Source organism: Sporomusa intestinalis (assembly GCF_055383785.1).
The window spans coordinates 2648990-2663012 of sequence record NZ_AP042390.1 but is presented as its reverse complement, the minus strand read 5'-3'; the positions used below and the strand labels follow the sequence as shown (position 1 = coordinate 2663012).

Below are 14023 nucleotides of genomic sequence, written 5' to 3'. Positions count from 1 at the left end.
TGTGTTTTCTTACATACTTCTGAACAGCCCTACAACCTTGCCAACAATAGCTACCTGTTCCGCATAAATAGGTTCCATTAGATCATTTTCCGGCTGCAGCCGGATCCGGCCGGCCTCCTTGTAGAACCGTTTTACGGTAGCCTCCTCATCATCAATCAAAGCTACTATAATATCGCCATTATTGGCATTACTTTGCTGCCTGACCAGTATGTAATCGCCGTCAAGAATACCGGCATTAATCATGCTGTCCCCCTTGACAGACAACATAAATACGTCATCCTCACTGCCTAAGAGTTCTGCCGGCAATGGGTATGTTTCCTCAATGTTTTCAATAGCTAATATGGGCTGACCAGCTGTCACCATGCCGACTAAGGGTACGGGAATCACGGTTTTCTGCCGCCACTGCGCTTCATCGAGGACATCAATAGCCCGGGGTTTGGTAGGGTCCCGTCTAATATAACCCAATGACTCAAGCTTGGTTAAGTGTGAATGCACAGTAGAACTACTGCTAAGGCCAACCGCCTCACCAATTTCACGTACAGAAGGCGGATACCCCTTGGCCCGGAGATTTTCTTTAATATAGTTTAATATCTGATTTTGCTTAACGCTGAGTGAATTAACAGCCACAATATCACCTCGTCCCAATTGTACCACAAACAGGAAAAAAAGAGAACATGAGTTCTGAAATTTTATCGATAATATGCAAAAATAAAAATATCGAACATACTTGCGCAGAACATATGTACTGTGCTACAATTAACTCATATCGAACATAGGTTCAGTGAGGTGTGTATTGAATGAAAACTATATTGACATTGTCCCTGCTTCTCGTTTTATTTGTAATTACTCCTCTGGCCAATTCAAGTGCCTTCGCCGGTACAGAGGCCTATGAAACAGTCCGTGTTCAGCCAGGTGATACGGTTTGGAAGATAGCGGCTAACTATATTACGCCGCAAGAAGACATCAGGGAAAAGGTATTTTTAATCAGGCAGGTAAATAAGTTAAATAATAATGCCCAGGTTTATCCCGGTCAGCTGTTAAAGGTCCCGGTAAATAAATAAATACATACATACATACATAAATATAGCTGCCGGCTGGCAGCTTTTTCTGTTACCAGTCAGGCTCAGTCTTGTATAACGCCGGATCAAGGGAGGCGATAAAGGGAGAGGGGGTCCCGGTATAATAAACAACCAGGCGGTGCAGGGCCCGGGTACAGATCGTGTACAGTATATGCCGGTCCTGAGCCTGACTATAATTGCTGCCGTCAGCGTTTACTACCAATACGGCATCAAATTCCAGCCCTTTGGCTAAATAGGCCGGCATAACAACTACACCCCGGTAGAATTCATCATCTTCCCTGGTGACAAGGCTGGCCCTGACAGCATAATCAAGGGTTGGATAAACAGTCATCGCCTGGGCGGCAGTCTTAGTGACCACCCCAATAGAATTCCAGCCCTGGTTCAGCATTGCCTGTATGGTACTGGCAATAGCGGCGGTTTGGTCCCCGGGCTGCTGCCCGTGCAGAATAACCGGCAACGGACCGGAGCGGTTCACTGCAACTGCCCCGCCCGCAGCAGGCGGCAGTAAAGCTTGGCAAAAAGCCTGGATTTGACAGGTTGAACGGTAGCTTTTTGTAAGCCTGAACAGCAGGGTATTCTCGACGCCGATGCTTTGACTTGCTTCCCTGAAGCTTGCAGTCCTTAGGTAAGGCTGTACTGACTGGGCAGGATCGCCGACGATGGTCCAGGAGCAGTTGGGGAACAGCCGGGCAAGAATCTTGTACTGAAAACTTGTATAGTCCTGGGCCTCATCGATTATGACATGCTTAATATCAGGTTTAGCAGGGAAACCCTGCAATATACCCTGAAAGTATAAAAACGGCGGGATATCTTCATAAGGAAGAATACCCTTGTTCAGGTAAGCCCGCGTCTGTTTTTGCACCGTTTTCCAGTCCGCCGGCACAGCCAGGCCGTTCTCCCGCAGTAACCGGTCATTTGTAAACAGCTGCTTATATTCATTAACAACATCCACTGTGGTCAATTGCTCAATCTGATCGGTTATGGCCCGCAGTTCATCCCTGGTTTGCATTCTGGCCAGTGATTTGATTACTTTTTCATTAATCTCATCACCGGCAATAATGATCTCAGCCATTTTTTCCCGGCGAATTCTCTGAACAACCTCACTCAGCCGCTTTTGGATAATTGCTTTAATTTTTTCAAGCCGCAGCACCGGCGGCATCATCGCAAAACTGCCGCTATAATAGTGGTGCCATTCTTCCTGCTGAAAGATGGTTTGCCCCCGGACGGTGATCGCCGGATAGTTATCCACCCTGCTTGCCGCCAGCCGGTCCAAATAGCGGAGCAAAGCCTGACAGAAAAACTCCGAGGATTTGAAACGTACATTAGCGGCCCGTTGGGGATCTGCCTCAGGTGCCAGCATCTGTTCCAGGTAGGTGGTACGGGCCTCAAACCGGACAGGCATTTCGGCAGCGGCCAGGGAAACATAATCCTGAAATGTCATTTGCATAACGTTTTCTTCGCCAATTTCCGGCAGCACACCGGAAATATAATCACCAAAAATGTGGTTGGGCGAGAGAATTAGCACATTTTGGGACGTTAGTCTGGCACGGTCCTGATATAGTAAAAAAGCCACCCGGTGTAAAGCCGCCGACGTTTTGCCGCTGCCCGCAGGGCCCTCAACAAATAATACCCGGTGCGACTGATCGCGGATTATGCGATTTTGTTCACGCTGAATGGTATTGACAATCGTATGCATTTTATCATCAGCACTTTTGCTCAGCAACTGCTGGAGGATTTCATCATCAATTTTCAAGTCCGAATCAAACATGTATTCTATTTGCCCGTTTACAATTTTGAACTGCCGTTTAAGAGATATAACACCGGTAATTGTGCCGGCCGGGCAATGGTATGCCGCCGTTCCCCTGCCATAATCATAAAACAGGCTCGCTACCGGGGCGCGCCAGTCGTAAATCATAAAATTACCGGTCTCTTTATCACTTAAACTCCCAATGCCAATATAAATCAGCTCAGGCCGGCGCTCACCCGCCTCAGCAAAATCAATACGGCCAAAATAAGGCGATTTTAGCATCTTGTACAAGCGGCGGGTTGTGCCCTGTACGTGTGTGGACAAGGCCCGCTGACGGTCCATAGTTTCAACAAACTGGGCCTCATCAGTGGAACTGGCGCCCCCCGACTTCCAATAATCCTGCAGAGTGGCCTGCAGGGTATCCCGGTGGCTGTCGGAACTCTGCTCGCTGATTTGAATTTGTTCTGCTATCTGCCGGAGTGTTTTGGCCAGCCGGCCGATCTCAAAAGTTTGTTCCTGCTGATTCATATGTTCCTCCTCAAGAGAATGTAGCCCAACATTTAATTATATTCAATTCCCGGGCAGTAAGTAATTGAAAAAGGGTGAGAGGAGAACAGGGTACAAATTGTTTAAATTATATTTAGTCATTATGTTCCCGGCCATCCCTGGAAAGAATTATCTGCTTATGCGTCGCTTTACATGTATTCTTGCAAACCGATATGGATACTGTTAAGGTGTACTGGTTTCAGCTAAATAAGAGAAGCGCCTACCAGATAAGCTGGTAGGCGCAAACTGTCTTAATGACTGCTGCGGGCCATTAAGCTGGCTACTTTGTTGGCAAAGCTGATTGGATCATCCGGAGCAATCCCTTCCATAAGCAGGGCTTGTCCATAGAGTAAGTCGCAATAATCTTTGAAGTCCTCAGATTCAGGGGTACTTTGATATAAATCCTTTAATACCGCAAAGATTTCATGATCCGGATTAATTTCTAAAATCCGCTTGGCTTTATACATGCTATTATTCATCTCCGACAGGATCTGCTCCATGGACAGGCTGATCCCGTTATCATCACTTACCAGACAAACGGCACTTGATTTAAGCCGGCTGCTGATCTTCACATCGGCCACTTTGCCGCTGAGATGTTCTTTGATGGCTTTGATCAGAGGCTCATTTTCCTTATTTAATTCGGCCGTGTCTTTTTTAGTCTCAGCCGCATCAATATCATCCAGTTCCAAATTACCGCGGCTGACCGACTGGAATTTTTTTTCTTTATATTCATGCAGGGCATCAATGGCAAACTCATCAACCCTGTCATACAGATAAAGAACCTCAACCCCTTTTTCCCGGAGCAGTTCCATCTGCGGCAGGCGTTCGACCGAAGAACGGTCTTTGCCGGTGGCATAATAAATAACTTTTTGGGCGGGGGCCATCCGGCTAACATAGTCTTCGAGGCTGGCAAGCTCATCGGCAGCGTGCGAGGTGGCAAACAGCAGCAAATCCTTCAGCTTATCCCGGCTTTGATAGTCCGAATACACACCGGTTTTAAGGGCCTTGCCATATTCCTGCCAGAATTTTTCATACTTCGGCCGGTCTTTACTCAATAGGTTTTCCAGTGTTTTCAACACACTTTTCTCAAGATTTTTGCCAACCCGTTTTAGCTGTTGACTATGCTGGAGCAATTCGCGGGATATATTAAGCGAGAAGTCCGGCGAATCCACTAAGCCTTTCACAAAACGAAGGTATTCGGGCAGAAGGTCCTGGCAATTATCCATAATAAACACGTTTTTTGAATATAAGCGGATACCTGTTGTTGCTTCACGCTGATAAAAATCAAAAGGTGCATGGGCAGGAATAAATAATAAACTAGTATACTCGACTGCGCCTTCCACCTTGGAATGGATTATTTCCAGAGGATCCTCCCAGGCATGAAACAGATTTTTATACAATTGATGATATTCTTCCTGGGTAATATCATTTTTATTTTTGGTCCAAAGGGGGGCCATGGAGTTGAGGGTGCGGACCTCAACCGTCTGGGCGGCTGGCGCATCTTCAATCACTTTACCGTCCTTATCCAGCGGTTTTTCTTCTTTGACAAAATTCATTTTAATAGGATAACGGATATAGTCTGAGTATTTTTTAACTAAATTTTGCAGATTATAGCGATTCAGGAAGTTTTCCTCAGGCTGTTCAGCCGACCGGTATTCCTCTTTGAGGGTAAGAATCAGTGTAGTACCGCGGGTTTCCTTTTCAATTTCTTCAATTGTATAGGTTCCGTCGCCGTCCGATTCCCAGCGGACACCTTTGGCTTGTCCGGGAGCACGGGTAAGCAGTGTGACTTTTTCGGCCACCATGAAAGCAGAATAAAAACCCACGCCAAACTGGCCGATTAGCTCGGTATCGGCGGCTGAACCGGCCGCTTTTACTTTGTCAAGAAAGGCTTTGGTGCCTGACTTGGCAATTGTGCCGATATTTTCAATCACTTCCTCATAAGTCATCCCCATGCCGTTATCCGAAATAGTTAAGGTATTAATAGTTTCATCAGGCAAAATAAAAATCTCAAAATCAGCATTGTCTTCAAGCAGGGCATGATTTGTTAAAGCTTCAAACCGGACCTTGTCAATGGCGTCTGACGCATTGGAAATAAGCTCGCGCAGGAATATTTCCCGGTTGGTGTAAATAGAGTGCACCATCAAATCCAGCAATTGCTTGGTCTCAGCCTGAAATTCCTTGGTTTGTTTGTTCATTGCTTCTTGGGCCATAGTAAACCTCCATTACTCCATTATCTGTAAAGTTATGATTAGCACTCTTAACCGCCGAGTGCTAACGCTATTTAAATAATAACGAAATTAGACAATAAAATCAACCAGGAATAAGATAAAAAATGGCAAACAGCAAGCCAAAATCTGTAATGCAATACATCTCAACGTTGAATAAATAATATTTCAACAAATAAGAGCTTACTTTATTTACAAAAATAGCATGATTGTTTTCATCTATGTATAATAAAAAGTAAAGAAATCATAAGGAGGAACAAAAATGTCTGTATTAGAAAAAAACATGCAGGTTTTAACCGATGTCGCATCGCCGACAGGATCGCCGGCCACCATTTTTTATGCCGGCCGGGGCGAGGGAGACCAGTTTGGCCTGACACGGTTTCACGTGATGATTGATGATTTTTCTTACGGAATTTTTACTGTCCGCGGTGATTTCAGCACGCTTGAGCAGGCCCGCGCCAGACTGCTGCAGCCGGTCAGAGAAGGAACGGAAGAGAGTGCCGCTGAATTTGCCGTTCGTCATCTCTGGGTGCATATTGATGCAAATGAATATTATGCGCTTGGATGACACGCTCCTGGCAGCCTGCCCTGAAGCCGGCAATAAGAGAAATCTTTATTGCTCTAATCACTGTCACGCTACTAGCCAGCAGGCGTTGCCGCCGACTGCTGGCGTAACCGCTAGCGAGACCTTCGGTATGTGTTTTATGCGTACCGGGGGTCTTTTTATGTTGCGTAAGGAAAACAGCCAAAATCTACCTATTATCAGTTTTGTAGTCTGCCGTGCCTGTGACAATAATACAATAGTAAAAATAGAGGAGGAAGTGGAATGGATTTTTGGGGATCAATCGGGCCTGAGTGGTGTATGGCTCTGGGAAGCATACTTTTGATCAATCTCGTGTTAAGTGGCGACAATGCTGTCATTATTGCCCTCGCCAGCAAAAACCTGCCAGTTGCCCAGCGGCAAAAGGCGATCCTGTGGGGCAGCCTTGGCGCAGTGATTCTAAGAATCATTCTGACTTTTATTGCCGCCCGCCTCCTGGATGCGCCCTTCCTGCAATTCCTGGGGGGGCTGGCGCTGCTGTACATCGCTGTCAGCCTGTTAAGAGACAACAGCAAAGGAAAGCGATACGGCCAAGCCGCATCTTACCGGGAAGCCATCAAAATTATTCTGGTTGCCGACCTTATTATGAGCCTGGACAATGTGCTGGCGTTAGCCGCTATTTCCCAGACTGTCCCCGCCGGCAAGTACGGCCTGATTACCGCCGGACTTGCCACCAGCATTCCGCTGGTGGTATTCGGCGCGCAGCTGCTTATGAAGCTCATGGACAGATTCCCGTCTATTATCTATGCCGGCGCCGGCGTACTCGGCTACGCAGCGGCGGAGATGATTATCAGCGACAAGGCAATGGTAACCTATCTCAGCGGCCACGCACTGCTTATTAAAACCGGACTCACTTTGGCGGTGATTGTATCAGGCTATTTTCTGAAAACCAGCACCACAAAAATCATCATTAATCACGTTGGTTCCCCTGCCTTGGTAAAGACAGCGGGGGCTTTATTATTCCGCACCGCTGCCTGCCTATTCTCCCGGCACCTTCAGCATTTCCGGCGCCGGTAACTGGGCTACCCCTTTTAGTTTTCGCTCAATAGCCCTGGTGCGTACGGTGGCGGCATCAAGCTGTTTACTGGCCTGATCCAGTTTTTCCTTAGTTTTAGTAAGAACGTCGCCAAATTTGCCGAATTCGGTTTTTACAGCCCCAAGCAGCGACCAGACGTCACTGGAGCGTTTTTCAATGGCCAGGGTTCTAAAACCCATTTGCAGGCTATTGAGCAGGGCTGCGAGTGTTGTCGGCCCGGTGATGTTGATACGGTATTCGCGCTGCAGGCTGTCGCACAGCCCAGGGCGGCGCAAGACCTCGGCATAGAGGCCTTCCACCGGCAGAAACAGGATCGCAAAGTCAGTGGTATTAGGCGGATCAATATATTTTTCTTTAATTGTTTTTGCTTCCTGACGAATTCGTGCCTCCAGGCCGGCGGCGGCACCTGCAACCAGCTCGGGATTGGACATTTCCTGCGCTTCTATCAGCCGCAGGTAATCTTCCTGGGGAAACTTGGCATCAATAGGCAGCCAGACCACGGCATCGTTATTGTCCTTGCCTGGCAGTCTAATGGCAAATTCCACCCGGTCCTGACTGCCGGGCTTGGTGGCCACATTGGCTGCATATTGATCCGGTGTCAATACTTGTTCCAGTAAGGAAGCCAATTGCATCTCCCCCCAGATACCCCGCGTTTTTACATTGGATAATACTTTTTTTAAATCACCGACCCCGGAGGCCAGCTGTTGCATTTCCCCCAGTCCTTTATGCACCAGCTCCAGCCGCTCACTTACCAGCTGAAATGACTGCCCCAGGCGCTTTTCTAATGTGGCGTGCAGTTTTTCATCAACCGTTATGCGCATTTCTTCTAGCTTCTTACTGTTATCACTTTGCATCGCTGTCAGTTTCCATTCTACGGTTTCACGGATTTTATCCAGCTTTTGTTCATTGATCTGAATAAGCCGGTTGAATTTCTGGTCATTGGCATTAGTAAAGCCATGCAGCTGCGTTGTCAGCTCCTCGCGCAGGGCTTTGCTGTTAAAAGTCAGCTCCTGCCGGTTCTTTCCCAGTTCATCCCTAACCATAGCCTCGATACGTTCCTGATTATAGGCCAGCTGTTTAAACGGGGCTAAGCCGTTCTGGCCCAATTTATGTGTTCTTATTAGCAGCAGCAGGAGTAAACTGCCGTTAATAACCAGTAAAATCAAAATAATACCTGCAAATAAATCATTCATTGCCAATGCACCGTCCTTAGGGTTTAGTATTTATTACCTATTCAAGTTCAAGGCGCGCGGCTATAAACCCTTCTGTCAGCCAACAGGCGCCTGCTGCAAATCATACATGTTTTTTTACAGGATATATGAATAAGCCGGAACGAATTTGAGCATGCCAAGGGTAAGGTCAGTGATTGCGAATGGTCATCCAGATAACAGGCGTGATTACACAATCCAATTCTTGCGGACAAGCTACAGGACAACAGCATGAATATCCTGACCGATATGACAGGACACATGAAAATTCGGGCTTAAATGACTATTGTTAATTATAAGTAAATCACTTATAATTAAATTAAATAATAAATGAAATGGAGGGGCGATGTCATCTTTAACTAGCGTGACATAAGTTATAACTGTAAAGTTCAACTTTAATATAAATACTATGGAGGTGTCTTAATGAACACACTTAAGACTACTGTTTTACTTGCTGCGCTGACCGGGCTGCTGGTTGCAGTCGGTGCTTTTTTCGGCGGTACCCAAGGCATGACTTTGATGTTTGTAATCTCTATTGCGATGAACTTTGCCAGCTACTGGTACAGTGATAAAATTGTATTGAAAATGTATGGCGCCCAGGAGGTCACGCCGCAGAGCGCACCGGATTTGGTCCGGCTGGTAAGCGGCCTGGCCCAAAAAGCCAGAATGCCAATGCCGAAGGTGTATATTATCAATACCGATGTCCCGAACGCATTCGCCACCGGCCGTGACCCCGAGCATGGGGTTGTGGCTGTAACGACCGGGATTATGCGGGCCCTCAATTATGAAGAGCTGGAAGGCGTTGTCGCCCATGAACTGGCTCATATTAAAAACCGCGATACCCTGATCAGCACTATTGTTGCCAGTGTGGCCGGTGTCATCACCATGATCGCGAACATTGCCCAGTGGTCAGCGATCCTTGGTTTTGGCCGTGGTGATGATGGAGAAGGCGGCGGTATCGGCGGCATTATCGAGTTTGTATTTCTGGTAGTGCTGGCACCGCTGGCAGCCACGCTTATCCAGTTGGGCGTTTCCCGTTCACGCGAGTATATCGCCGATGAAACAGGCGGCGCTGTTTCCGGTAATCCGCTGGCCCTGGCCAGTGCGTTAAAGAAGATTGAATACTATGCCCGGCATCAGGTAATGCCTGAAGCGACACCAGCCACCTCGCACATGTTCATTGTCAATCCGCTCAGCGGGGCACGCAGCATGATGGTCAGCCTTTTCAGCACCCATCCGTCAACAGCAGACCGGGTGGCCAAACTGGAAGCGCAGGCGAAAAAGGCACGCTAAAATTACTGGCAAAATCCTTCTGAAATGAAATTCAGAAGGATTTTTTTGCAGGATATAAACAGCTGGGCAGGGAAAAAATATAAGATGCCGTTTGGCCGGCACCATGCACCTATTATTGCATGGCATCTGTCTGGCAGATAAAACCGGGAGTTGATTGCACGTGTCAGACCGGCTCATTCCGTATAACAACATACAACCGCAGGTAGATAGCAGCTCATTTATTGCCGCAGGCGCCAGAATTATCGGCAATGTTACCATTGGCGCCAACGCCAGCATCTGGTTCAATACGGTACTCCGGGGTGATGTTCATCCCATTACCGTCGGACAGTATACCAATATCCAGGACAACTGTACTGTGCATGTATTACATGACACTCCGGCCGTGATCGGGGAATATGTTACTGTAGGGCATGGTGCCATTTTACATGGCTGTACAATTGCCAGCAACTGCCTCATTGGTATGGGAGCAATTATTTTAAGTTATGCCACAATTGGCGAAAACTGTATTATTGGCGCCGGGTCTCTTATTCCGGAGAGGAAAAAAATCCCCCCTAATTCGCTGGTCGTTGGTTCGCCTGGCAAGATTGTCCGTACAGTGAGCCCGGAAGAAATTCTGGCGATTCACCAGTCGGCTCTTATTTACTCCCAGGATGCGCAAAAGTACATATGAATCGAGGGATTAAACAAAAATGGAAAGCACCTTAGTACTCTTAAAACCTGACGCCGTCCGGCGAAAACTTTGCGGTGAAATCCTCAGCCGGTTTGAAAGAAAGGGACTGACCCTGACGGCAATGAAATTGCTCAGGCTAACACCGGCAATGGCTGCCAGCCATTATCAGGAGCATCAGGGCAAACCCTTTTATCCTGCGCTGATTGACTTCATTACTGCCGGCCCGGTAGTGGCCGTGGTACTGGCCGGTCCTGATGCGATCAGGCTCGTCCGGACCATGATGGGGCCGACAAGCCCTGTTGATGCGCCGCCGGGAACCATCCGCGGCGATTATGCCACAGTCATGTCCGAGAATATTATTCATGGCTCCGATTGTCTGGCCAGTGCCCAGCGGGAAATTGCCATTTATTTTTCCGAACAGGAACTTGTTCAAGTAAATAATTAACCAGGAGAGGATTAAATGAGTAAAGTGTATACCAAAACCGGCGACAAAGGTACGACCGGCCTGCTGACCGGCGAAAGAGTAAAAAAAACCAGCGCCAGGGTCGAGGCTTACGGCAGTGTTGACGAAATCAACTCGGCCTTAGGCCTGGCCCGGGCCAGTTGTAGCAGCCTTAAAACCCAAGAGGCCATATACAAGCTGCAAAAACTCCTTATGTTGTTTATGGCTGATTTGGCAAGCAGCGGTAATAAGCAGCAGTATGTAACAGCCGGCCATGTTGCGGACCTGGAACAAACGATTGATGAATTTGATGCCTGCCTGCCACCCTTAACAGGGTTTATTGTGCCGGGCGAAACACCGGGGGCCGCTGCGCTGGATCTGGCACGAACCGTTACCAGACGGGCTGAACGGCAAATTTTACGGTTTACAGAGCAGGAAGCGGAAACACCGGTAAACGAACAACTGCTTATCGCTATTAACCGTTTGTCAGATTTATGTTTTGTCTTGTCCCGGTTTGAAACAGAAAACCCAAAATAGTTGTCACGTGCTGTAAATAAATTGCAGATTCAGGAGAAGTGGCACAACTTTGCACAACCCGCATAAACTATATCGATAGCTTAGGAGTGCGCTAGTGTCAAGGCACTAGCATTGATAATAGCTAAAATGAGGGGGCGAGCATGGTGAACTTCCGCTTCTATGTCATGTCACTGCCTGGACCGCTGCGTAAACTGATGCGTTTGTTGCTGAAAGTATAATACGTATACATGCAAAAAAGAGCTATGCGACAATAGCTCTTTTTTGCATGTATACCTCAAAAAATTTTTAAAATAAATATAGCCTGCATATTCATTGGAAAAATTTTATAAATATGGAATAAAACATTATGTTTTTGCTAATTTTAAAGCAAACAAATAGACAGAAAAGAAGGAATATTTCTAGTAAACAGAGAATTGTAACTCCAAAATGTCAGTATTGAAATTAATCACACCACAACAGGAGGGAACTAGCCATGAAAGAGTACAAGAGCGACAGGTTAAGAAATGTTGGAATTGTTGCCCATGGAGGAGCCGGCAAGACATCCTTGACAGAAGCCATGTTATTTAATTCTGGCGCGGTAAACCGTTTAGGACGTGTTGATGATGGTTCGGCAACAACTGACTTTGAACCGGAAGAGATTAAACGCAAGGTAACGATTAGTGCAGCTTTGGCCCCTTGTGAATGGAACGGTCATAAAATAAATGTTGTGGATACTCCCGGTTACGCTGATTTCGTAGCGGAAGTGAAGAGTGCCCTGCGTGCTGTTGACAGTGTGTGTGTTGTATTATGTGCCGCCTCCGGGGTAGAGGTGGAAACGGAAAAAGTATGGAGCTATGCAAATGAACTGGGCTTGCCCCGTATATGTTTTATTAATAAAATGGACCGGGAAAACGCCGACTTTTATAGTGTTGTCGAAAGCATGAAGGAAAAATTCGGCAACGGTGTTGTCCCGGTTCAATTGCCCATCGGCGCCCAGGATAGTTTTCAGGGTATTGTCGATGTGCTAACAAGGAAAGCCTATGTACCCCAAAAAAACGGCAGGGAGTACACGGAAACGGATGTTCCCGCCGAGATGCTGGCCAAGTGCGAGGACGCGCGGACGGCACTTATTGAAGCGGCGGCCGAAGGCGATGACGAGCTGTTAGCCAAATACCTTGACGGCGAAGAACTGAGTAATGAAGAAGTGCGCAGCGGTTTACTGGCGGCAATCGCTCAGGCTAAAGTATTCCCTGTGCTATGCGGCTCAGCTCTTAAAAACATTGGGATAACGCAGACGCTGGATTCGATTATCAGCTATCTGCCGGCCCCGGGTACCAATCCAATTACCGGTTATCATCCGGTAACCAAAGAGCTTGTGGAAAGAAGCGCTGCCGACCCTTTTTCCGCCATGGTATTTAAGACCACAGCCGACCCCTTTGTGGGCCGCCTTAGCTATATCCGGCTCTATTCAGGCACCATGAAGCCTGATAGTTCATTATACAATGCAACCAAAGAAAAATCTGAGCGTGTCGGCACAATCTTCACTCTGCGCGGCAAACAGCAGGACCCGGTCACTGCCGTTCACGCCGGTGATATTGTGGTAGTGGCGAAGCTGCAGGAAACAGCCACCGGCGATTCACTCTGCGATAAGGATAAACCAGTTATTTTTACACCAATTCCCTATCCCAAACCAATGTTTGTCAGAAGCATTGAGACCAAGAATAAAGGCGATGAGGATAAGATTGGCCAGGCATTAGCCCGGCTTATGGACGAAGATCCCACCTTTAAAGTGCAAAAAGATGTGGAAACCCGTCAACTGCTGATCTCCGGCATGGGCGAACTGCATCTGGATATTATGACCGAACGAATGAAACGTAAATTTGGGGTCGAAACACTGCTTGCCAGCCCGAAGGTGCCTTACCGGGAGACAATTCGCGGTACAGCCAAAGTCGAAGGCAAGCACAAAAAACAGAGCGGCGGCCACGGCCAGTACGGGCATGTTTGGCTGCAGCTTGAACCGCTGGCACCAGGAGCGGAATTTGAATTTGTCGACTCCATCTTTGGCGGTGCCGTACCGCGTCAGTATATCCCGGCCGTGGAAAAGGGCGTCCGGGACGCCCTGGCCGGCGGCCTGCTTGCCGGCTACCCCATGGTGGATGTCAAAGTCACCCTGACCGACGGTTCCTATCATACAGTTGATTCATCGGAAATGGCGTTTAAAATTGCCAGCGCCATGGCCCTGCGCAAAGGGGTGCTGCAGGCCAAACCGGTACTGCTGGAGCCAATCTACTCAGTAGAGGTCCTTGTACCCGAGTCCTATATGGGGGACGTCATCGGCGACCTAAATACCAAACGGGGTCGCATTCAGGGCATGGAGCCCATCGGCGGCGGCTTAGGCCGGGTTAAAGCGCAGGTACCGCTGGCTGAAATGTCCCGCTTCAGTATAGATCTCCGTTCTATTACGCAGGGCCGCGGCTCGTTTGACATGAATTTTTCTCACTATGAAGACGTGCCGGCGCGAATAGCGGAAGCCATTATCGCCGGTGCCAAGAAGGATAAATTGGAAGAAGCATAAAAGCAGCGGGATAACGGCCCTGCTACTCTGCTGACAACAGAGTAGCAGGGCCTTATCATTCTATGATCCAGCAAAATTTCGT

The 14023-nt window shown here is 47.8% G+C and carries 13 protein-coding genes; 9 read left to right on the top strand and 4 right to left on the bottom strand.

Translation table 11 applies throughout. The annotated features are described in order from the left end of the window. Positions 1–9: 9 nt before the first annotated feature. The gene (gene lexA, locus ACZ481_RS12505; RefSeq protein ID WP_464770464.1) at positions 10–627 is read right to left on the bottom strand and encodes a transcriptional repressor LexA; all 618 of its coding nucleotides are present in this window, start codon (positions 625–627) and stop codon (positions 10–12) included. A gap of 170 nt (positions 628–797) precedes the next feature. On the opposite strand from lexA, the gene ACZ481_RS12500 reads away from it, so the two are divergent. Continuing rightward, positions 798–1061, top strand: coding sequence for a LysM peptidoglycan-binding domain-containing protein (locus tag ACZ481_RS12500; protein WP_464770463.1), 264 nt, complete (start codon positions 798–800; stop codon positions 1059–1061). A 49-nt stretch (positions 1062–1110) separates the two neighbouring features. Here the strand turns inward: ACZ481_RS12500 and ACZ481_RS12495 are convergent, their stop codons facing one another. Beyond that, complete coding sequence (locus ACZ481_RS12495) at positions 1111–3354, bottom strand: HelD family protein (protein ID WP_464770462.1); 2244 nt, start codon at positions 3352–3354, stop codon at positions 1111–1113. 269 nt (positions 3355–3623) lie between these two features. Continuing rightward, entirely contained in the window at positions 3624–5585 is a 1962-nt protein-coding gene (gene htpG / locus ACZ481_RS12490) for a molecular chaperone HtpG (RefSeq protein ID WP_464770461.1), read from the bottom strand. Between the two features lie 277 nt (positions 5586–5862). On the opposite strand from htpG, the gene ACZ481_RS12485 reads away from it, so the two are divergent. The 3 genes from ACZ481_RS12485 to ACZ481_RS12475 are packed head-to-tail and all read left to right on the top strand — an operon-like array spanning position 5863 to position 7218. Beyond that, positions 5863–6168 carry a hypothetical protein gene (locus ACZ481_RS12485; protein ID WP_464770460.1) on the top strand — a complete coding sequence of 102 codons (306 nt, stop codon included), beginning with the start codon at positions 5863–5865 and terminating at the stop codon, positions 6166–6168. Continuing rightward, positions 6140–6487, top strand: coding sequence for a hypothetical protein (locus ACZ481_RS12480; protein WP_464770459.1), 348 nt, complete (start codon positions 6140–6142; stop codon positions 6485–6487). The genes ACZ481_RS12485 and ACZ481_RS12480 overlap by 29 nt, the downstream gene beginning before the upstream one ends. Continuing rightward, positions 6427–7218 (top strand): TerC family protein, encoded by a 792-nt coding sequence (locus tag ACZ481_RS12475; RefSeq protein WP_464770458.1) that lies wholly within the window; start codon positions 6427–6429, stop codon positions 7216–7218. Before ACZ481_RS12480 ends, ACZ481_RS12475 begins: the two co-directional genes overlap by 61 nt. Here ACZ481_RS12475 and ACZ481_RS12470 read toward each other — a convergent pair. Then, a complete protein-coding gene (locus ACZ481_RS12470) occupies positions 7180–8430 on the bottom strand; it encodes a DNA recombination protein RmuC (RefSeq protein WP_464770457.1) in 1251 nt (416 codons plus the stop codon). The two genes, ACZ481_RS12475 and ACZ481_RS12470, sit on opposite strands and share 39 nt — an antisense overlap. 438 nt (positions 8431–8868) lie before the next feature. On the opposite strand from ACZ481_RS12470, the gene ACZ481_RS12465 reads away from it, so the two are divergent. The 5 genes from ACZ481_RS12465 to fusA all read left to right on the top strand — a co-directional run bounded on the left by ACZ481_RS12465 (position 8869) and on the right by fusA (position 13941). After that, positions 8869–9738, top strand: a complete 870-nt coding sequence (locus ACZ481_RS12465) for a zinc metalloprotease HtpX (protein WP_464770456.1) — start codon at positions 8869–8871, stop codon at positions 9736–9738. A 160-nt stretch (positions 9739–9898) separates the two neighbouring features. Next, positions 9899–10408 carry a gamma carbonic anhydrase family protein gene (locus tag ACZ481_RS12460; RefSeq protein ID WP_464770455.1) on the top strand — a complete coding sequence of 170 codons (510 nt, stop codon included), beginning with the start codon at positions 9899–9901 and terminating at the stop codon, positions 10406–10408. A 19-nt stretch (positions 10409–10427) separates the two neighbouring features. Beyond that, positions 10428–10853 carry a nucleoside-diphosphate kinase gene (gene ndk, locus ACZ481_RS12455; RefSeq protein ID WP_464770454.1) on the top strand — a complete coding sequence of 142 codons (426 nt, stop codon included), beginning with the start codon at positions 10428–10430 and terminating at the stop codon, positions 10851–10853. Positions 10854–10868: 15 nt separating this feature from the next. Continuing rightward, a complete protein-coding gene (locus tag ACZ481_RS12450; protein ID WP_464770453.1) occupies positions 10869–11387 on the top strand; it encodes a cob(I)yrinic acid a,c-diamide adenosyltransferase in 519 nt (172 codons plus the stop codon). A 472-nt stretch (positions 11388–11859) separates the two neighbouring features. After that, a complete protein-coding gene (gene fusA, locus ACZ481_RS12445; RefSeq protein ID WP_464770452.1) occupies positions 11860–13941 on the top strand; it encodes an elongation factor G in 2082 nt (693 codons plus the stop codon). Positions 13942–14023 lie beyond the last annotated feature (82 nt).